The sequence below is a fragment of the Alteriqipengyuania halimionae genome (assembly GCF_009827575.1).
Taxonomy (GTDB): Bacteria; Pseudomonadota; Alphaproteobacteria; order Sphingomonadales; family Sphingomonadaceae; genus Alteriqipengyuania_A; species Alteriqipengyuania_A halimionae.
In genome coordinates, this window is sequence record NZ_WTYR01000001.1 from 953,350 (window position 1) to 974,319 (window position 20,970).

General features: G+C 63.3%; 17 protein-coding genes. 12 read left to right on the plus strand and 5 right to left on the minus strand.

Annotation, left to right across the window (positions count from 1 at the left end; all coding sequences use genetic code 11):
• Positions 1-20 precede the first annotated feature (20 nt).
• On the plus strand, positions 21-2,213 hold the full coding sequence (locus GRI68_RS04620) for a ComEC/Rec2 family competence protein (RefSeq protein WP_325063760.1): 2,193 nt from the start codon (positions 21-23) through the stop codon (positions 2,211-2,213).
• 96 nt (positions 2,214-2,309) lie between these two features.
• Here GRI68_RS04620 and GRI68_RS04625 read toward each other — a convergent pair whose 3' ends face one another.
• Positions 2,310-3,473: a PrnB family protein gene (locus GRI68_RS04625; RefSeq protein WP_160616151.1), complete on the minus strand. Its 1,164-nt coding sequence runs from the start codon at positions 3,471-3,473 to the stop codon at positions 2,310-2,312.
• A 171-nt stretch (positions 3,474-3,644) separates the two neighbouring features.
• On the opposite strand from GRI68_RS04625, the gene GRI68_RS04630 reads away from it, so the two are divergent.
• Positions 3,645-3,947, plus strand: coding sequence for a glycine zipper domain-containing protein (locus tag GRI68_RS04630; RefSeq protein WP_160616152.1), 303 nt, complete (start codon positions 3,645-3,647; stop codon positions 3,945-3,947).
• Here the strand turns inward: GRI68_RS04630 and GRI68_RS04635 are convergent, their stop codons facing one another.
• The 3 genes from GRI68_RS04635 to GRI68_RS04645 form a co-directional block, all read right to left on the minus strand.
• Positions 3,948-4,520 carry a hypothetical protein gene (locus GRI68_RS04635; RefSeq protein WP_160616153.1) on the minus strand — a complete coding sequence of 191 codons (573 nt, stop codon included), beginning with the start codon at positions 4,518-4,520 and terminating at the stop codon, positions 3,948-3,950. It lies immediately after the preceding gene.
• A complete protein-coding gene (locus GRI68_RS04640) occupies positions 4,517-4,939 on the minus strand; it encodes a vgr related protein (protein WP_160616154.1) in 423 nt (140 codons plus the stop codon). Before GRI68_RS04640 ends, GRI68_RS04635 begins: the two co-directional genes overlap by 4 nt.
• An 83-nt stretch (positions 4,940-5,022) precedes the next feature.
• Entirely contained in the window at positions 5,023-5,499 is a 477-nt protein-coding gene (locus GRI68_RS04645) for a copper chaperone PCu(A)C (RefSeq protein ID WP_160616155.1), read from the minus strand.
• A gap of 175 nt (positions 5,500-5,674) precedes the next feature.
• Between GRI68_RS04645 and dnaK the strand changes: the two genes are divergently transcribed.
• On the plus strand, positions 5,675-7,606 hold the full coding sequence (gene dnaK, locus GRI68_RS04650; RefSeq protein ID WP_160616156.1) for a molecular chaperone DnaK: 1,932 nt from the start codon (positions 5,675-5,677) through the stop codon (positions 7,604-7,606).
• A gap of 71 nt (positions 7,607-7,677) precedes the next feature.
• Entirely contained in the window at positions 7,678-8,808 is a 1,131-nt protein-coding gene (dnaJ, locus tag GRI68_RS04655; RefSeq protein ID WP_160616157.1) for a molecular chaperone DnaJ, read from the plus strand.
• Here dnaJ and GRI68_RS04660 read toward each other — a convergent pair.
• Positions 8,805-11,117 (minus strand): patatin-like protein, encoded by a 2,313-nt coding sequence (locus GRI68_RS04660; RefSeq protein WP_160616158.1) that lies wholly within the window; start codon positions 11,115-11,117, stop codon positions 8,805-8,807. The genes dnaJ and GRI68_RS04660 overlap by 4 nt on opposite strands.
• A gap of 80 nt (positions 11,118-11,197) precedes the next feature.
• Between GRI68_RS04660 and radA the strand changes: the two genes are divergently transcribed.
• The 8 genes from radA (at position 11,198) to rnr (ending at position 20,949) form a co-directional block, all read left to right on the plus strand.
• Positions 11,198-12,580 (plus strand): DNA repair protein RadA, encoded by a 1,383-nt coding sequence (gene radA, locus GRI68_RS04665; protein WP_160616159.1) that lies wholly within the window; start codon positions 11,198-11,200, stop codon positions 12,578-12,580.
• A gap of 11 nt (positions 12,581-12,591) precedes the next feature.
• A complete protein-coding gene (locus GRI68_RS04670) occupies positions 12,592-13,140 on the plus strand; it encodes a CvpA family protein (protein ID WP_160616160.1) in 549 nt (182 codons plus the stop codon).
• Between the two features lies 1 nt (position 13,141).
• A complete protein-coding gene (locus GRI68_RS04675; protein ID WP_160616161.1) occupies positions 13,142-13,588 on the plus strand; it encodes an iron-sulfur cluster assembly scaffold protein in 447 nt (148 codons plus the stop codon).
• A 36-nt stretch (positions 13,589-13,624) separates the two neighbouring features.
• Complete coding sequence (locus GRI68_RS04680) at positions 13,625-15,322, plus strand: MFS transporter (protein ID WP_160616162.1); 1,698 nt, start codon at positions 13,625-13,627, stop codon at positions 15,320-15,322.
• Between the two features lie 6 nt (positions 15,323-15,328).
• Positions 15,329-16,372, plus strand: a complete 1,044-nt coding sequence (gene alr, locus GRI68_RS04685) for an alanine racemase (RefSeq protein WP_160616163.1) — start codon at positions 15,329-15,331, stop codon at positions 16,370-16,372.
• Between the two features lie 69 nt (positions 16,373-16,441).
• Entirely contained in the window at positions 16,442-17,002 is a 561-nt protein-coding gene (gene phaR / locus GRI68_RS04690; RefSeq protein WP_160616164.1) for a polyhydroxyalkanoate synthesis repressor PhaR, read from the plus strand.
• 25 nt (positions 17,003-17,027) lie between these two features.
• Positions 17,028-18,572: a proline--tRNA ligase gene (gene proS / locus GRI68_RS04695; RefSeq protein ID WP_160616165.1), complete on the plus strand. Its 1,545-nt coding sequence runs from the start codon at positions 17,028-17,030 to the stop codon at positions 18,570-18,572.
• A 49-nt stretch (positions 18,573-18,621) separates the two neighbouring features.
• On the plus strand, positions 18,622-20,949 hold the full coding sequence (gene rnr, locus GRI68_RS04700) for a ribonuclease R (RefSeq protein ID WP_199799712.1): 2,328 nt from the start codon (positions 18,622-18,624) through the stop codon (positions 20,947-20,949).
• Positions 20,950-20,970: the final 21 nt, after the last annotated feature.

Consider the following 20,970-nt stretch of genomic DNA (forward strand, 5'->3'; position numbering starts at 1 on the left):
CCTTCCTGTCCTATGCGGCCGTGGGGCGAGGGGAAGCACCATTGGAGCCGCTCGACGCCGAGCCGGGGCATGAGCCGGAGGCCGACGCTGCATTGCAGCAAAGCCAATGGCGAAACCGCACGCGATTGTCCAGCGCGGCGGGATGGATCGACGCGCGTCTCGACGCCGCCGGTTTCGACCGCGCGCCGTGGCTGGCAGTGGCGCTGGGTGGAGGCATTGCGGCGTGGTTCGTGCTCCCGAGTGCCGGCTGGTGGGTCGCGTTGATAGGGCTATGTTCCTTAGGCGCGGTAGCCTCATGGTCGAACGATCGCCTCGCCGAATATTATCCGTTCTTACGCAGTTCTCTGCTGGCTGTTTCGCTGGTGGCGCTGCTCGGTATCGCGCTCGTATGGGCCAAATCGGAGCTGATCGGGGCGTCGCCAATCGACCGTCCGCTGGTCACCACGATCGATGGCCGGATTATCGCTCGAGAAGAGCAACCGGCGCGAAACCGTGTGCGACTGACATTTGCGACAAGACTGGATGACGCGGGCGACGCAAAGGCGATCCGGGTCAATCTCCCGCTCGATCTCGACCGAACCGATTATGTCGAAGGCGCGACCCTGCGCTTGCGCGCACGCCTGATGCCACCTGCTCCGCCAATGCTTCCGGGAAGCTACAATTTTGCGCGCGCGGCCTGGTTCAACGGTTTGAGCGCCACGGGTTCGGTGATCGGCGAACCGCAACTCAAAGAAGCGGGTGATGGCGGAGGCTTTATCGCCAGCGCCCAAAGGCGCCTTGCCGCGCATGTTCGTTCGCAGCTCGGCGGTTCGCCGGGGGCTATTGCCGCAGCGTTTGCCAGCGGCGATCGCGGCGCGATCGATGAGGCGGACGACGATGCAATGCGCGATGCCGGGCTGACGCATCTTCTCTCGATCAGCGGCGTTCATGTCAGCGCCGTCGTGGCGGCGGCATATTTCATCGCGATCAAGCTCCTTGCGCTGTGGCCGTGGCTTGCCTTGCGCGTTCGGCTGCCTGTGGTCGCGGCTGCGATCGCTGCCGGTGCGGGAATAGGATACACGCTGCTGACAGGGGCAGAGGTTCCGACCGTGCGCAGCTGCGCTGCCGCCTTGCTGGTGCTGTTCGCGCTGGCCCTGGGGCGCGAGCCCTTGTCGATGCGGATGCTGGCGGTCGCCGCCGGAGGCGTGATGCTACTGTGGCCGGAATCCGTGGTCGGCCCGAGTTTCCAGATGAGCTTTGCCGCGGTCATGTCGATCATCGCACTCTCGGAGACCGAGGCCGTTCGCCGCTTCATGAGCGCGCGGGAGGAAGGCGCAGCGGCGCGTATCGTACGCTGGCTCGCCATGCTCCTGCTCACGGGCCTGGTGATCGAGATCGCGCTGATGCCGATCGCGCTCTACCACTTCAATCGCTCCGGGCTTTACGGCGCGCTGGCCAATGTCATTGCGATCCCGCTGACAACCTTCATCACAATGCCACTGATCGCACTCGCGCTGCTGGCGGACCTCTTCGGCCTCGGCGCGCCACTCTGGTGGCTGTGCGGAAAGTCGCTCGACCTGCTGCTCGCCATCGCCCATTTCACCGCTGACCGTCCGGGCGCGGTGAAGCTACTGCCAACCATGGCGCGCTGGCACTTCGCGCTGTTCATCGCGGGCGGCCTGTGGCTGGCGCTATGGCATGGGCGAGGGCGGCTGTATGGCTTCGTGCCTGTCGCGGTGGGGGCGATCGCATTGCTCACGCTGCAGCCGCCCGACGTGCTGGTGACCGATGACGGTCGCCATGTCGCGCTGGTCGATGCAGACGGACGCGGTGCGGCGCTGCTCCGCGACACCAAATCCGATTACGTTCGCGACAACCTGTCCGAACAGGCGGGGCTCGATGGCAATCTGCGTGTTCTCGGCGATAGTCCGGAAGCGAACTGCAACCGCGACTTCTGCACCGCGACAATGGAGCGCGGCGGGCGCACATGGCGGCTGCTGCTGTCGCTGGGTCGCGACAATGTCCCCGAGCGCGATCTTGCGGCCGCCTGCGCCGCGGCCGATATCGTCATCGCCGATCGCTGGCTGCCCCGCTCGTGCCAGCCGCGCTGGCTGAAGGCAGATCGCCGCTATCTGAAGGAAAGCGGAGGCCTGTCGATTAATCTTGCTAATCGTCGGATCACCAGCGTGGCTCAACGCGAAGGCGTCCATGGCTGGTGGCGGGGCGGGAGATAAAGATCCGCCATTGCGAGCGGTGCCAAGCAACTCGGGGCGGACAGCGCCGAGACCGAATTGCTGCACGGCGTCGCCGCTCGCAATGACGGGACGAGGTCAGACCACTTGATCGCGGTTTTCGTCGCGGTGCTTCTTCAGGTATTTCATGAATGGCGTGCCGCCGGTACCGACGTCGGGATCGTTGCCCGCAATGCTGCCCGCCTGCTTGTTGATATAGCTCGCCGCATATTCGAGATGCCGCGTTCGGAAGCGCGCCGACTGTTCAAGACAGGCGTTGAATGCGTCTTTCAGCGCTTGATCGGCTTGGTTGCTTACGAAGTCGCGCAAGGTCGATTGGCTCGCGAGATCTTCGATGAACCGGCGATGCTCGACCGGGCGATACTGGTGCAGCTCGTCGAGGAACTGGCGCAGCGGATCGTCGGAGTGGCCGACCTGGAACAGCGCGTCCATCGCCGGGACGATCGAGGACTGGCTGCCGGTCTGCCCGCGATAAGCCTGCGGCTTGCCTTCGAAGCGGTCCATCCCCTCGTAAACGAGCCCGCCGCCGTCCAACGCGGGATTGTTGGCCCAGCCATGGATGTAAGGCCGCACACGGTGGAAATACATGTAGGGATCGCACCGCTCGGGCATGCGCGCGAAGTGGCTGTAGATGCGCTCCCACGCCTCGTCCATTTCGCGCAGCAGCCGCGTTGCTCTGGGGGCGTCGCCATCCTTTGCGATGGTTACCAGTCGCGCCGCGTTGTCGAGCAGGACGCCGGCCTCGGCCTCGATCGCGACATGGATCAGCACGAACCAGTTTTCGTCGGCACCTCCGAGGAAATTCTGGTGCACGGCGATATTGTCGAGCGAGATCGGGCCCGATTTGTCGAGCCGGTACCAATTGTCGAGCACATAACCCGAATAGGGCAGCAACGGCGCCTGGCCGAGGCGATCGGCGAGCGCGCAGATCGGGCGCGACAGTTTGGCGGGCAGATGGGCCGGGGGATCGTCCTCTCCCCAGACATAGGCCTGCACAAGGAAGGAATAATGCACCATCGCGGTGCGGACGTCTTCTTCGGAGGCGGATTGTACCCAGTTGCCGATTTCGGGATCGGGCAGCGCATCGAGAAAATGCCTCACCCGGCCGGTGGTCAGCAGGGCGGAAAGATTGTTCGCAGCCTCGAGGATCGGGGCGAACCGATCGGGAAGCGAGATTTCATCGATTTCATATTGCGAAAGATAGCCGCGCTCGCGGCTTAAACCGTAGTCTTTGAGCTCCATGATGTAAGGTGTCCGCCGGGCGCGGGTTGGGCCGCCCGGACGCGTGATCGAGTATCAAATACTATTTTCGCGCTCAAGGGCTGAGAAACCGGCCGGAACCTACACCCCCGCTCGGCGTAGGTTTCCCGACCCATCACGATCCCTCCCGGGACACCCAATCGGAGACTTGCCATGAACGTCAAGATGATCGCCGCCCCCGCACTGGCCCTTTCGACCCTGTCGCTCGGTGCGTGCGCGCAGAACTATTCGATCGAAGGTGCTGCCGTGGGCGCCGCGGCCGGTGCCGCCGTCGCCGCGATCACCGATCAGGACATCACGACTTACGCCGCCGCCGGCGCCGCTGCGGGGGCGATTGCAGGGTATTTTACCGACAAGGACGATGATTGCGACGGCTTCTATGACGACAACCGCCGCGGCTATCTCGACGACGATTGCCGCTACACCGACGGTTATCGCGACTACTGGCGCGACTGATCAGGCCAGATAGACAACCAGATACCGTGCGATGAGGAGCGCCAGTATAATGGCGTTCCCACGCACGGATTTCAGCCACATCGCCGCGCCCATCAGCACCAGCAGAACCACGGTCGTCGCGATCGAATAGGGGCGCAGGATGACCTCGCGGAACGCGGGTATCGTCATCAAGAAGGCCCATTGGACGAAGACGAGCGCGATCAGGATACCGATCACTGTGCGCCGCACGCGGAAATAGTGCGTGTCGAGATCGTGGAAGTCGGCCGGGTCCGTTGGAAAGACGAGCCGTGCCGCGAGGTAATAGGCACTCGCGAAAGCCAATATCCCGAGCAATGTGCCCGGCGTCAGTGAAATGAGATCGCGCACGACCCAAGCGAAGACCCAGAAGCTCATCAGGTCGAGCATCACGAAGATCGCGAACAGCGGGGTGAGCCAGCCGATCCGGAAACGGACGTCGTCGGCCTCGCTTCTGAACAGTTTTTCGAGCGAGGCACCGAAACCCGACAGCAGTTCGACGACCGACAGGCCCAGCACCAGGGCATAGAGGACGAAGATGAATTCGAATTCGGTCATGCGTCGGTTCCGGCAAAACTGACCAGCAAGTCGTAGGCCTGCTTGTCGGCGACGCCCGCTACCTTGGCCCCATTGCGCAGCCAGAAGGTGTGTTTAACGATCTCGGCTTGCTGCTCTATGCCGTATTTATGCAGCGGCTGGCCCGGCTTCAGCGCGTAGTCGTAGCGGCAGAACGGATGGCGGTGGAGGAGCAGGTACCAGTCTCCACGCGTCTGGGTCTGCCAGACATGGGTCATTTCATGAATGAACAGCCCCTGCCGCAGCAGTGGGACGGCGGCGAAATCGTCGCAATAGGCTTCGCCCATCGGGTGGAAATGCAAATGGCCGCGCGGGGCCATCGTGACCTTGCGCGGCTGGAACGGCATGAATTTGCGGCGCCGGATGCGCACCTTGCTGTAATCGATCGCGCTGCCGAACATCGAGCGGGCGAGATCGACCTCACCCGCGGTCAGCGTGCGTTCCCCGCCGATCGGACAGGCGGGGAGGGGGGCTGCGGCCTCGCTCAGTTGGCCGCCTCGCCCACGCGCTCCACCTTGGCATCGAGACTGGTCTTGTCGCCATCGGCGAAGGTCAGGGTGATCTCCCTGGTCGCGCTTTCGTCGGCGGGATCGATTCCGAATACCATCGCGTGTAGCCCGCCTTGCTCGAGCGCAACCGTCTGCCCGGCGGGGATGGCGATACCGTCGACCGTTTCCATGGTCATCACGCCGTTGTCCATCTTGCTTTCATGCAGCTCGACCCGATCGGCCCCATCGAGATAGATCGCCGCGAGCTCGGTTTCCTTGTCGGACGTGTTGGCGAGCGTGAGATAGATCGCGCCGGGCCGTCCGTCGACGACCGGCAGGACGAGCCGCGCATCGCTGACCGTGATCCCGGCCTTGGCGTCCATGCCTTCGATGGGTTCGGCAGTGGGCTGTTCGGTAGCGCTATCGCACCCGGCAAGCAGGGCCAAGCCGAGGAAAAGGGGAGTCCAGCGCATATCGTCGTGTCCTTCGTCGAAACAGGTGGCCCGACTAGCGATGCCAATCCCTTGCGACAAGAAAAACCCCACCTATATCGCCCTCGTCAATACACGAGCCGCCAAGCGGACTTGCCGGGCATCCGGGGGTCCAACGAAGCGGCGTCCAACAACGAAGCAACAGGCAGGAATACATATGAGCAAGGTTATCGGTATCGACCTCGGCACCACCAACAGCTGTGTCGCGGTGATGGATGGCGGCAAGCCCAAAGTTATCGAAAACTCCGAAGGCGCGCGTACCACGCCCTCGATTGTCGCCTTTACCAAGGACGGCGAGCGCCTGATTGGTCAGCCGGCCAAGCGCCAGGCGGTCACCAATCCCGACAACACCCTTTTTGCAATCAAGCGTCTGATCGGCCGCCGGTTCGACGATCCGCTGACCAAGAAGGACAAGGAACTCGTCCCCTACGACATCGTCAAGGGCAAGAACGGCGACGCCTGGGTCGAAGCCGGCGGCGAAGAATATTCCCCCTCCCAGATTTCCGCCTTCATCCTCCAGAAGATGAAGGAAACCGCCGAGAGCTATCTCGGTGAAGACGTCAACCAGGCGGTCATCACCGTCCCGGCCTACTTCAACGACGCCCAGCGCCAGGCCACCAAGGATGCCGGCCAGATCGCCGGCCTCGAAGTGCTGCGCATAATCAATGAGCCGACGGCCGCGGCACTCGCCTATGGCATGGACAAGGACGACGGCAAGACGATCGCCGTTTACGACCTTGGCGGCGGTACGTTCGACGTTTCGATCCTCGAGATCGGCGATGGCGTGTTCGAAGTGAAGTCGACCAATGGCGACACCTTCCTTGGCGGCGAAGACTTCGACAGCGCGATTGTCGAATGGCTGGCCGAGCAGTTCAAGAAGAAGGAAAACATGGACCTGAAGAGCGACAAGCTTGCTCTCCAGCGCCTGAAGGAAGCGGCCGAGAAAGCCAAGATCGAGCTGAGCTCCGCCCAGTCGACAGAAGTCAACCTGCCCTTCATCACCGCACGCATGGAAGGTGGCTCGTCCACCCCGCTGCACCTTGTCGAAACGATCAGCCGTTCGGACCTCGAAAAGCTCGTCGGCGACCTGATCAAGCGCACCCTCGAACCGTGCAAGAAAGCACTGAAGGATGCCGGTGTCGACAAGGGCGGCGTCGATGAAGTCGTGCTGGTCGGCGGTATGACCCGCATGCCGAAGGTCCGCGAAGTCGTCGAAGAATTCTTCGGCCAGAAGCCGCATACCGGTGTGAACCCGGACGAAGTCGTTGCCATGGGCGCTGCGATCCAAGCCGGCGTGCTGCAGGGCGACGTCAAGGACGTACTGCTGCTCGACGTGACCCCGCTGTCGCTGGGTATCGAGACGCTGGGCGGCATCATGACCAAGATGATCGATCGCAACACCACGATCCCGACCAAGAAGACGCAGGTCTATTCGACCGCCGAGGACAACCAGAACGCGGTGACGATCCGGGTTTTCCAGGGCGAACGCGAGATGGCGCAGGACAACAAGCTGCTCGGCCAGTTCGACCTCGTCGGAATACCGCCCGCACCGCGCGGCGTGCCGCAGATCGAAGTCACCTTCGACATCGACGCCAACGGCATCGTCAACGTGTCCGCCAAGGACAAGGGCACGGGCAAGGAACAGCAGATCAAGATCCAGGCCTCGGGCGGTCTGAACGACAACGACATCGAGCAGATGGTCCAGGACGCGGAGAAATTCGCCGAAGAGGACAAGAAGCGTCGCGAGCAGGCCGAAGTCCGCAACCAGGGCGACAGCCTCGTCCACCAGGCCGAGAAGCAGCTCGAAGAGAACGGCGACAAGATCGACGCCGGGCTCAAGGGTGAGATCGAAACCGCGATCGCCGAAACCAAGACGGCGCTCGAAGGCGACGATATCGATGCGATCAAGGCCAAGACCGAGAAGCTCACCGAGCTGTCGATGAAGATGGGCCAGGCGATCTACCAGCAGCAGCAGGATGCCGGTGCATCCGATGCGTCTGCTGCCGACGCCGCCGCCCAGGAGGCCTCGCAGGACGACGACGTCGTCGATGCAGAGTTCTCCGAAGTCGACGAAGACGAGAGCAAGTAAGCCCGATGCAAACCACCACCGCCACCGATGCCCCGCGCATCGGTGGCGGTAAGGTTTGCGGGACCTGACCTATGCCAGCTACCAGCATCGATTATTACGAAACGCTCGGCGTCTCCCGCACTGCGGATGGCGCCACGATCAAGAGCGCCTATCGCAAGCTCGCGATGCAGCACCACCCGGATCGCAATCCGGGCTGCAACGAGAGCGAAGGCAAGTTCAAGGCAATCAGTGAAGCCTATGATTGCCTGAAGGATCCGCAGAAGCGTGCGGCCTACGACCAATACGGCCACGAACGCTACACCCAGGCCGCCAGCGGCGGTGGCGGTGGACGCGGCCATCCGGGCGGCGATTTTGCCGATCTGGGCGATATCTTCGAAACCATCTTCGGCGGATTTGCTGGAGGTGGCGGTCGCCAGCAGGCGCGTCGCGGTGCCGATCTGCGCTACAATCTCGAAGTCACCCTCGTTGAGGCCTTCCACGGCGCCGAACGCCAGATCACCATCGAAACCAGCCAGGTCTGCGAGACCTGCGAAGGCGATGGCGCCGAACCGGGCACGGGCTTGCGGACCTGCAATCTCTGCAAGGGTGTGGGCCAGGTTCGCGCGCAGCAGGGTTTCTTCATGGTCGAGCGCACCTGCCCCAATTGTCACGGCCGCGGCCAGGTGATCGAAAAGCCGTGCCATTCCTGCGGCGGCGAGGGTCGTGTCGACAAGCCGACCACGCTCGACATCACCATCCCCAAGGGCGTCGACACCGGCACGCGTATCCGCCTTTCGGGCAAGGGCGAGGCCGGGCCGTTCGGCTCCGCGCCGGGCGATCTCTACATTTTCCTGCGCGTGAAAGACCACAAGGTGTTCGAGCGCGACGGATCGAACCTCGTTACCGAAGTGCCGATCAGTTTCACCACGGCAGCGCTTGGCGGTTGCATCTCGATCCCCAATCTCGATGGTGAGACAGTGTCGATCGACATCCCCGCAGGCATCCAGTCGGGCAAGCAATTGCGTCGCCGGGGCGCGGGCATGCCGGTGTTGCAGGCGCGCGGTCGCGGCGACCTGATCGCCGAAATCGTGGTCGAGACGCCGACCAAGCTCTCCAAGGAGCAGAAGGCGATCCTCGAGCAGTTCCGCGAAACCGAGACCGGTGACGAATGCCCGAACTCGAAGGGCTTCTTCGACCGGCTCAAGGATGCGTTCGCAGGCTAGCCCATACGCGCTTCGACTTCTGCGCGTATCCTGTCGACCAAGTCACGATCGGCTTTCAGACGCGGCTGTTCCTCGTCGAGCACGGCATTGAACAGTGCGCGTTTGAAATCCCGGATCGTTTCGGTGTCGAGCCGCTCGTCGAGCGTTGAGTTGATGATGTCGATCATCCGCTCGGCGCCGTGGAGCCGCCCCCACAGATAATCGTTCTCGCGATAGGTCCGGCTGAAAAAGGCCCCGAAATTGTAGAATTCGGTTCCGCGTAGCGTCTCCGAGGTACCGCCGTCGCGGATGGACAGGGCGTCGTCAGGGCTGATCCGGTCGACTTTTACCGGATCGAATTCGGTCAGTCCTTCGCCGCGCAACAGGGGCAGGGTCACCGTGTCGAAAAACGGGAAGCCGAGATAGGACAGCAGCATCCGGCGCTTGAGCGCGCTCGAGAGCTGGCTCATCGTATTGGCCAGCAGTTGGTCGACCGCGAGGTCGGTCTCCTTGAGCCCACGCCGTTCGCCGATTGCCTCGAGCACCACGCCGGGATCGGCCTCAAACGCTTCTGCAATCTCGGCGAAGCCTTCCCCTAGCGACGAGGCAGGTTCGCGATCGAGGTACATGGACAGCGCATCGTAGACTGCACTGCGCGCGATCTCGCGCTCATTTTCCGGAATCGACTCCTCGCCCTCCCAGTCGCGGGTGAGCCGCCGCGCAAGCAGACGCAAGCGGCGGATCCGGAACGGGAGGTCGTGTGTGCGGAAGAATTCGATAGCCTCCGCGCTCGCTGCGCCCTTCGCTCCCGAAATCTGCAATCCGCGCTCATCGCGCAGATAGCGGTGCAGCCGCGCATCGATCTCTCCGGTTTCGAGCCCGAGTTCGGGTGCCCCCTCGCGGATGGTCGCGGCGAGCGTGGTTACGATCCCGTTGAACTTCGCTTCGCCGTATCCGTGAAAGGCATAACCCGCCTGCTTGGCGGCGGCGGTCTGCGCCTTGCCACGCCAGGCCGTGAGCCGCGCGACCGTCGGGCTGTCGAGAAACAGGGTGCGGCCAAACAGCTTTTCGACCGTCGCTGTGACATCGGGACGCAAGGCCTCGACCGTGTCGCGCAACCGTTCGACCTCGCGCGAATGGGCTGCCAACTGGTCGAGGCTGTCGCGCACCGGCTGCTCGCGCGGAATCGTCGAGAGCGAGCCGAAGATCACAGGGAAGAACCCTGGCGGGCGATCGTCTTCGCGCAAAGCTCTACCAACGCGATCGGGCCGCGGATCGATATAGACGATGCGGCGATCCACCTCGCGCTGGGCTGGGCGTTCGGACAGGAGGGAGATCACTTGCTCGAACGGCGCATTGTTGAGGACCGAGCCATCGATCAACGCGACCCGGTCGAGATTTCCAGCGCGCGCATGGGCGGGCAGCAGCTTGCGCAGATAGCGATCGCGCCGAGGCCAGTCTATTTCGCGCTCGGCCACAAGTTTGTCGAGTTCGGCAAGCTGGAAGGCAGGGAACGCACCGGGAAAACTGGCCGTGGCGCGGGCGGCGAGCACCAGTTCGGGCCGCGCTGCCAATTGCTCTCCGCCGAAAGCGCGGAAGCCCATGGTCAGACGATGTTCGCTCTCTGCAACCTGCGACGGACTGTGCAGGCGCAGGGTTTCGAGATGGCCCTTGAAATCCGTTGCGGTGACGATCGCATCGAGCGGATGGTTGGGCGGGAGCAGGCGAGGACCGCACGCCTTGTCTTTCATCGCCACCAGGGCGTTGTCTATCAGACGGCTGAAATGGATCCCCGAAAACGGCGGCTCGAACCAGCGCGAGCGGATAAGGCGCGACAGCTTGTTCCGCACCTCGTTACGCGTTTCGGGCGCTACGCTTTCGTTGATCGCGTTTCCGGGGCGATTGAGCAATGCGAGTATCAGCGGCGAGGCGAGCGATTTTGCATAGCGCGTCCACAGCTGTGCATCGGGATCGAGCAGACGATCGGTGTCAGCCTCGGCCAGCCACATTTCGGTCAGCGGTTCGAGCGAGCCGCCGTTGTGCAGCGCTTCGGCCAGAAAGAGCCCGTTGATACCGCCAGCGCTCGAGCCGGCGATGATATCGTTCAGCACCCGCAGCCGGATTCCCGAACGATCTTCGATGGTTTCCAGGAAGCGGCGGTAAACCCTTGCCGTGGCGGATAATTCCTGCGCTTTTTCTCCAGGATCGCGGTGGAAGTCGCAACTCGCTCGCGCGACGTGCCAGACTTCCTTGGTCACGCCATGCATATAGACCGCAAGGCTGATGCCGCCATAGCAGACAAGGGCGATCCTGAGTTCCTTCTGGCGCATTGTCACCGTGATGGCAGGGACCGTGGAGCGGGGCAACAGCGACGCTTGTGTTCCGCAAATGTTCTGGCTAACGAATGGTCATGGCAAAGCCCAAGAAACGTTATGTCTGCCAGGCCTGCGGAAGCGTCGCGTCGCGCTGGCAGGGGCAGTGCGGCGAGTGCAAGGAATGGAACTCGCTGGTCGAGGATGCCCCGGCGACGGTGTTTTCCCAAAAGCACGATCTGTCCTCCGGCGGGCGCCTCATCGCGCTCGAAGGGATGGAGGAGGTCGGCACCCCTCCCGAGCGTTTGACCACCGGCCTCGCCGAATTCGATCGCGCGCTGGGCGGCGGTCTGGTTGCAGGCAGCGCGATCCTGATGGGGGGCGATCCGGGGATCGGGAAGTCGACCCTGCTCCTGCAAGCGGCGGCCAATATCGCCAAAAGCGGCCCCAGGAACATGGGCGGCGCGGTGTATATTTCGGGCGAGGAAGCCGCGGCGCAGGTCCGCATGCGCGCCCGTAGGTTGGACGTGGCCGATGCGCCGGTGCGGTTGGCCAGCGCAACCAATGTGCGCGATATCCTCACCACGCTGGGGCAGGGCGCTCCGCCCGCATTGATCGTGATCGATTCGATCCAGACGATGTATTCCGACCAGATCGAAGGCGCGCCGGGTACGGTGAGCCAGGTGCGCGGGTGCGCGTTCGAGCTGATCCGCTTCGCCAAGGAATGCGGGAGTGCGCTGGTCCTGGTCGGTCACGTGACCAAGGACGGCAACATCGCCGGCCCGCGCGTGCTCGAACACATGGTCGATGTCGTGCTCGCGTTCGAGGGCGAGCGATCGCACCAGTACCGGATCCTGCGCGGGCTCAAGAACCGCTTCGGCCCGGTGGACGAGATCGGGGTGTTCGCGATGGGCGCCGAAGGACTGGCCGAGGTTGCGAACCCCTCGTCGCTGTTCCTTTCGGGTCGCGAAGACCCGGTGGCGGGAAGCGCCGTGTTCCCAGCCATCGAGGGGACACGCCCGGTGCTGGTAGAAATCCAGGCGCTGGTGGTGCGCCTGCAAAGCGGGGCGACACCGCGCCGAGCCGTGGTGGGTTGGGACAGCGGACGATTGGCAATGCTGCTCGCCGTGCTCGAATCTCGCTGCGGACTGAATTTCTCCTCGGCCGAAGTCTATCTCAATGTTGCCGGGGGCTATCGTCTTGCCGATCCGGCCGCCGATGTCGCGGTCTGTGCGGCGCTCGTGTCGGCGATGGCGGACAAGCCTCTGGCGGCACGTGCGACCTGGTTCGGCGAAGTTTCGCTGGCGGGCGAGGTGCGACCGGTCGCCCATTCGGCCATGCGGCTGCGCGAAGCGGCAAAGCTCGGCTTCGACAATTCCAACGGACCTCCGATCGACGAAGCCAAGAGTATCGAGGGAGTTAACCACCGCTCGATCGATCTCCTGCCCAAACTCGTTGACCGCATCATGGGTGGGGCCTAATTCCCCCAACAATGACGGGTTTCGATTTAGTTGTATTGCTGATCGTGGGGCTTGGCGCGATCACCGGGTTCATGCGTGGGTTCGTGGAGGAAGTCCTCGGGCTGTTCGCCTGGGTCTGCGCAATTCTTGCGATCCGTTTCCTGCACACTCCGCTGACGGCGGCGATCGCTCCCTATCTCGATTTCAATAATGGCGCACCGGTGCTGGCGTTCGCGATCCTGCTGCTGGTGCCCTATGCCGTGGTGAAAGTGATCGCGAACAATTTCGGCGAATCGATGCGGAACTCTCCGCTTGGCCCGTTCGACCGCTTGCTCGGCTTCGGGTTCGGGACGGTGAAGGGCGTGATCATCACCGTTTTCGCGTTCTCGGTCCTGGTGCTGGGGTACGATTCTGTGTGGGGCATCAGTGGACGCCCCGCCTGGATGACGCAGGCGCGGAGCTACACTTTCATCAATTCCGCCAGCCAGTCGCTGGTCGAAATAATTGCCGAGCGTCGTCAGGCGCTGGAGCGTGAGCGGGCAGAGGAATCGGCCGGGACCGAACCCGAAACCGCCAGCTGACATGGCGGGTGACACCGCGGGTACGGCGGAACTCTATACACCCGAGATGCTGCGCCTGGCGACCGAGCTCGCCGATTTCCCGCTTGCGGGGGAATGGCAGAACATGGGCGAAGCGCGATCGACCACCTGCGGCAGCACGCTGCGATTGGGATGCGATCTTGATCCCGATCGCCGGATCGCCGGGCTTGGCCTGCAGGTAAGCGCCTGCGCGATCGGACAGGCCGCTGCGGCGATCTTTGCACATCATGCCGTTGGCCGGAACGAGCGCGAGATTGTAGATTGCCTCGCCGGGCTCCACGCCTGGCTCGCTGGAGAGGGCAAACGGCCCGCCTGGCCCAGGCTCGACCTGCTCGACCGTGCCAGTAATTATCCTGGCCGTCATGGCGCCATCCTGTTGCCGTGGACGGCTGCCGCCAAGGCGCTTTCCCTCCCGGCGGAGCCGGAGTAGAACATCTCCCGATATCAATTCGCTAGGGGGAGAGCGATGGGGGATACGTTGCACGGGCAAGAGCCCACGGCGAAGGAATTGCGGCTCGTCATCGCCGCCAGTTCGGCCGGCACGGTGTTCGAGTGGTACGATTTCTTCATCTACGGAACGCTCGCCTACATCCTGAAGGATGCGTTCTACGACGTCGATAACGATACGCTTGGGCTGCTTCTCGTCTGGTCGACCTTTGCGGTCGGTTTCGCATTCCGCCCGATCGGCGCCATCCTTTTCGGGTTTCTCGGCGACAGGCTGGGGCGCAAATACACCTTCCTCGTCACCGTCACGCTGATGGGGATCGCCACAGCCGGAGTCGGGATGATCCCGACGGTCGGTTACGTCGAAGGTACCTATGGGAGCGCCTGGATCGTGGCGGTACCGATCCTCGTCATCCTGTTGAGGATTATGCAGGGTCTCGCTCTCGGCGGCGAATATGGCGGCGCAGCGATCTATGTCGCCGAACATGCCCCGCCCGAAAAACGCGGGTTCTATACCGGGTTCATCCAGGCGAGCGTGGTGGGCGGCTTCGTCCTGTCCATCGCCGTGATCCTGCTTTGCCGGGCCATTCTGCCCGAAGAACAGTTCACGGCCGAAGGCTGGGGGTGGCGCGTACCCTTCCTGCTATCGATCATCCTGCTGGCAGTGTCGCTCTGGATGCGGCTCAAACTGTCGGAGAGCCCCGTATTCCAGGCGATGCGCGAAGCTGGCGAGACGGCGGGGAATCCCTTCGTCGAGAGCTTCACCTATCCCGGCAACAAGAAGCGCATCCTGGTCGCATTTGGCGTCACCGGGGTGCTGACCACCATCTGGTACACCGCCTTTTTCTCCGGCCTTGGCTTTCTGCGCGGTCCGATGCGGCTCGACGAGACGCTGGTCGAATGGCTGCTCCTGCTGGCCGGGCTGATTGCGATGAGTTTCTACGTCATCGTTGGCAAATGGTCGGATCGGGGGGGCCGCAAGAAACCGATCGTGATCGGTGCGGTGGCAGCTCTGGCGCTGTTGTTTCCGATTTTTTGGGGATTGGGCGCGCTCGCCAATCCGGGCCTTGCGCGCACGGCAGCGGATGTCCCGGTGGTCGTCTCCGGTCCGGAGTGTCGCACCGATCCCTTTGCCGACCTGTTCGATCGCGCGCAGAGCGATTGCGGAAAGGTGCTCGAAACGCTGATCGCCAACGGGGTCGCGTATTCCGTCGTCCAGGCAGATGATCTGGTCGTAACCGCCGCCGATACGACTATCACGCTCGACGACACATGGTTCGCCGCGAACGAGGGAGCATCCTCCGCCCGCGCAGCAGGATTGCAGGCGGCGCTGACGGAGCGTGGGTTCGATTTCTCGCGCCAGGTTCCGCCGCTCCCCAACCTTGTCGGCATCCTTTTCTTGCTGCTGGGTCTCGGCGTGCTGTCTGCGCTCACTTACGGGTCGGTGGCCGCGCTTCTGACCGAGATGTTCCCGGCGAAAATCCGCTACAGCTCGATGTCGATTCCCTATCATTTCGGCGCGGGCTACCTTGGCGGCTTCCTGCCCTTGATTGCCGGGATCATCGTCGCGCGCACAGGCAACGTCTATGCTGGCCTGTGGTACACGATCGCAGTGGTCGCGGTGGGGCTGGTTATCGTATTATGGGGGGTGAAGAGCGGCCCGCCGCGCGATTTCGATGATTCGGGAACACCGCCGCCGGTTTCCCCTGCTGCCCCTTAGGACTTCATGCCCGATCTTCCCCCGCCGAACCTGAAGCTGACCGTCGATCGCGCCGCACTGGCCGATAATTGGCGGGCGCTCGATCGACTGTCGGGCGAGGCACGCGCCGGTGCGGCGGTGAAGGCCGATGGCTACGGGCTCGGGGTAAAGCTCGTCGCGTCGACGCTTGCAGAAGCCGGTTGTCGCGATTTCTTCGTCGCGCATTGGTCCGAGGTGCCGGACCTGCTCGACGTCGTGCCGGCCGAGCAGATATCGGTTCTGCATGGTCCGATCGATGCCGGCGAAGCCGCGTATGGTATCGCCGTGGGCGCACGCCCCATCATCAATTCGGTGCGCCAAGCCAGGCTCTGGCACGAGGCTGGCGGCGGACCTTGCCACCTGATGCTCGACACAGGGATGAACCGGCTCGGCCTGCCCATCGCCGCGATCGGCGATCCGGCCATCGCACAGCTCGAGGTCGAGGTGCTGATGTCGCACCTGCAATGCGCGGACGAGGACGTTGTAGCCAACGATCGGCAGCGCGCCGTGTTCGACGAGGCGAGGGGGCAGATCGCGCATCGGGCAGCGAGTCTCTCGAACAGCGCCGGGATCGCCCTGGGCAGCGGCTATCACTTCGACCTGACCCGGCCCGGCCTTTCGCTCTATGGCGGCATCCCGCGTGCAGAACTCGCCGATCACATCCGGCAGGTGGTCACGATCGAGGCCGCGATCATGCAGATCCGCAATCTCGAAGAGGGCGAGACGGTCGGTTACAATGCGACGTTCACCGCGCCGCGGGCAATGCGGATCGGCACGGTCGCGCTGGGCTATGCCGATGGCTATCTGCGCAGCTGGTCTGGCAAAGGGCGCATGCGAAGCGGGGAAACCATATTGCCGGTGGTGGGACGGGTATCGATGGACATGACCGCCGTCGATCTTGGCGATGCCCCTCAGCTGAAGGAAGGCGACTGGATCGAAGCGGTGTACGATCTGCCCGAAGCCTCGCGCATCAGCGGCCTTTCGCAGTACGAATTGCTCACGGTTCTGGGATCCCGGTTCGAGCGTGCTTGAACGCAACGATATTGCGCTGCACTCGGCCATGCTGCTAGTGCGCACAATTCACCTAACCCGGAGAGCCAGATGGCTGCGCGCGCTCGCAATCCCGAAGAACCGATCGTCATCAAGAAGTATGCGAACCGTCGGCTCTACAACACCGACAGTTCGAGCTACATCACGCTCGACACGCTGGCCAAGATGACCCGCGAGGAAGTCGAGTTCCAGGTGGTCGACGCCAAGAGCGGGGACGACATCACCCACCAGGTGCTGACCCAGATCATCATGGACGAGGAAGCCCATGGCGAACACATGCTGCCGGTCTCCTTCCTCCGCCAGCTGATCTCGCTCTACGGCAATTCGATGCAGGCGATGGTGCCGTCCTATCTCGATGCGTCGATGAAGAGCTTTCGCGACAACCAGGAAAAGCTGCGCGATACGTTCGGCAAGGGACTGGCCGGGAATCCCTTTGCCAAGATGGCGCAGCAGAACATGAAGATGTTCGCCGATGGCTGGCGCGCCGTGCTGACCGCGGGTCAGGACAAGCCGGCCGATGGGGACGAGGAAGGCGAGACGAAGGACGAACTCGCCGAACTGCGCGCGCAGATGACGGCGATGCAGGACAAGCTCGACAAGCTCGGCAAATAACAGCTCCAGAATACGGGAATTACACGTGGCCAATATCCGCCATGCGCTGAATACGCGGCGCGCAGACGACTTTGCTGCCTGGTATCAGGAAGTGATCGGCGCGGCCGACATGGCCGAGGAATCGGGCGTGCGCGGCTGCATGGTCATCAAGCCGTGGGGCTACGGCATCTGGGAGCGGATGCAGCGCCTGCTCGACGACCGGATCAAGGCCACGGGTCACGACAATGTCTACTTCCCGCTGTTCATCCCGCTCGGCAATTTCGAGCGCGAAGCCGAACATGTCGACGGGTTCGCCAAGGAAATGGCGGTCGTCACCCACCACCGGCTGATCTCCGATGGGGAAGGGGGGCTGAAGCCCGATCCCGAAGCCAAGCTCGAAGAACCGCTGGTGGTCCGTCCGACGTCCGAAACCATCTTCGGCGATGCGATGGCGCGCTGGATCCAGAGCTGGCGCGACCTTCCGCTCAAATTGAACCAGTGGGCCAACGTCGTGCGCTGGGAAATGCGCACCCGCATGTTCCTGCGCACCAGCGAATTCCTGTGGCAGGAAGGCCATACCGCGCACGAAGGCGAGGCCGAGGCACGCGAACACACGATGCGCATGCTCGAAGTCTATCGCGCCTTTGCCGAAGACGATCTCGCTTTGCCGGTCTTCGCGGGCGAAAAGCCCGAGCACGAGCGTTTTCCCGGGGCCGACAGCACCTGGTCGATCGAAGCGATGATGCAGGACGGCAAGGCGCTTCAGGCCGGAACGTCGCATTATCTCGGGACCAGCTTCGCCAAGGCCGCAGGGATCAAATACCAGGACCGCGAAGGCGGTGAGCAGCTCTGCCACACCACCAGCTGGGGCGTATCGACCCGCATGGTCGGCGGCATGATCATGACCCATGGCGACGACGACGGTCTACGCGTTCCGCCGCAAATTGCGCCGTGGCAGGTCGTGATCCTCCCGATGTTGCGCGACAATGACGGCGACGAGGTGGTGCTCGACTACTGCGCGAAGCTCGCTTCGATGCTCCGCCAGCAGACGGCCTTCGGCGATCCGCTGCGGGTCAATCTCGATACGCGGCCCGGCAAGGCGGCGCAGAAGCGCTGGGACTGGGTCCGCAAGGGCGCGCCGCTGATCGTCGAGATCGGTGGTCGCGATGTCGAAAACGACAAGATCAGCCTGCTGCGCCGCGATCGCCTGTGGAACACCGAAAACGGCAAGCCCGCCTTCCGCGATCCCTCGCCCGAGGAATTCACCGAGAGCGCAGGGGCCGAACTCGAAGCGATCCAGACCGCGCTGTTCGAGGAAGCCCGCGAGCGCCGTGACGACAATATCCGCCGCGACCTGACGACATTCGACGAATTGCGCGATTTCTATTCCTCGAAGGACAAGTATCCCGGCTGGGTCGAGATGGCGTGGTCGCGTCCGACCGGCGAGGCACTCGACAAGGTCGTCGAACAGTTGAAATCGCTGAAGCTGACCATGCGGAACGTGCCACTGGGCGACGAAGGCGCGTCGGGCCCATGCCCCTTCACCGGCGAACCGGCGGTAGAGCGGATCTATATCGGTCGGGCCTACTGATCCACGCGGCCTTGTTTAAATGCCCCCGGATCGCCATCTGGGTAGGCATATGACAAAACCGAAGAAAAACAGGGCGCGGCACCGCAATCCCGGGCTCCCGACCAAAGAAAAGATTCTCGAATTCATCAAGACGAGCGACAATCCCGCAGGAAAGCGGGAAATCGCCAAGGCGTTCGGCCTCAAGGGGCAGGAGCGCGTCCAGTTGAAAGCGCTGCTGCGCGACATGGCCGATGAAGGGCTGATCGACGGCAGTAGAAGCGCCTTCCACCGTATGGGCGGCATTCCCAAGGTCACGGTCCTCAAGGTCGTCGATATCGACGATGGCGAGCCTGTGGCCATTCCCGAGAACTGGGCTCCGGACACCGGCACCCCGCCGCCGAAGATCGTGCTCATCGAGAAGAAGGGCAAAGGACAGGGAGGGCATCCCGCTCTGCGGCGTGGCGATCGCGTGCTCGCCCGGACCGAAGAGGCCGGCAAGGGCTGGCGCGGTTTCGTGATGAAGAAACTGCCTCAACGCGTCGATCAGATGATGGGCGTGGTGGAGATCGACAAGAGCGGCCAGGGCTGGCTCGCGCCGGTCGAGAAAAGCGTGCGCAATTCCTCCAAGATCGCCGATCTCGGCGGGGCCGAGGATGGCCAGCTGGTCTACGCCGAAGCGGTCGGCCGCGGGCAGCGCGCTAGTGTGAAAGTCACCGAGGTGATCGGCGATCCGCTGGCGCCCAAGAGCTTCAGCCTGATCGCGATCGCCAAGCACGACATCCCGCACATCTTCCCCGACGAGGTGATCGCCGAAGCCGAACTGGCGGCGAAATTGCCGCTGTCCGAGGATCATCGCGAAGATCTGCGTCATCTGCCGATCGTGGCGATCGATCCCGCCGACGCGCGCGATCACGACGATGCCATCTGGGCCGAGCCCGACGATGCCGAGGACAACAAGGGCGGCTTCAAGGCCCTCGTCGCGATCGCCGATGTTTCGAACTACGTGCGCCCGGGTGGCGCGCTTGATCGCGAGGCTAGGAAACGCGGCAATTCGGTCTATTTCCCCGATCGCGTCGTGCCGATGCTGCCCGAAGTGCTTTCTGCGGATGTGTGCTCGCTGCGCCAGGGCGAAGACCGCGCGGCGATGGCCTGCCATATGACGATCGATGCCAAGGGGCGGATCAAGGCCTGGCGCTTTACCCGCGCGATCGTGCGGATCGACGAAGTGATCGCATACGAGGAAGCGCAGCGCCGCGTCGACGAGGGCGAGGCGAAGGACAACCTCACCAATCTCTGGGCCTGCTGGGAATCGCTCTACGCCGCGCGCGAGGCGCGCGACCCGCTCAATCTCGACCTGCCCGAACGCCGCGTCATGCTGGACGAGAAGGGCCGCATCACCGAGATCGCCGTACGCGAACGGCTCGATGCGCATCGCGTGGTCGAGGATTTCATGATCGCGGCCAATGTCGCAGCGGCCAAGGCGCTCGAAGCCAAGGCCGCACCGGTGGTCTATCGCGTGCACGAACAGCCAAGCCGTGAGAAGATCGTTACGCTGAAGGACTATATCGAGAGCATCGGCGGAAAGCTCGCGCTGGGGCAGGTAATTACGCCCTCGCTGTTCAACCGGCTGCTGAAAGACGTTGCCGACGAGCAGGAAAAGGCGCTGCTGATGGAAGCCGTGCTGCGCAGCCAGACGCAGGCCTATTACGGGCCCGCCAATGCCGGGCATTTCGGCCTCGCGCTGGGGAGCTACGCGCATTTCACCTCGCCGATCCGCCGCTATGCCGACCTGCTGGTCCACCGTGCGCTGGTCGATGCCTACAAGCTCGAACAGCCTGCGCCGAAGGGAAAGATCCCCGATACGTCGGGCCTCTCCGATCAGGATCGCGCCGATCTCGGCAAGATCTCCGATGCGATTAGCAAGACCGAGCGGCGCGCGATGGAGGCCGAGCGAGACACGATCGATCGCTATGTCGCCGCCTGGCTCTCGAGCCGCGTCGGCGAAACCTTCGAAACGCGCATCACCGGGGTCCAGAGCTTCGGCTTCTTCGCCACGATCCTCAAATTCGGCGGCGACGGGCTGGTGCCGGTCTCGACCCTCGGTAACGACTATTTCCGCTATGACGAGAAAGCCCAGGCGCTGGTCGGTGAGAAAACCGGCGACACCTATACGGTCGGCGACCGGCTCGAACTGAAGCTCGCCGAAGCCAACCCGATCACCGGCGCATTGAAATTCGAAGTGCCGGGCCTTGAAGGCCAGATCGAAAAGCGCGGCAAACGCCCGCCGCCCAAAAAGAATGACGGGCGCGGGAAAGCCGAAGGCAAAGCCAAGCACCAGCAAGGCAAGCGCGGACGCCCCGGCAATATCCGCCACCAGGGCAAGAAACGCGGCAAATAACGGAACGGCGATGGGGGCAGG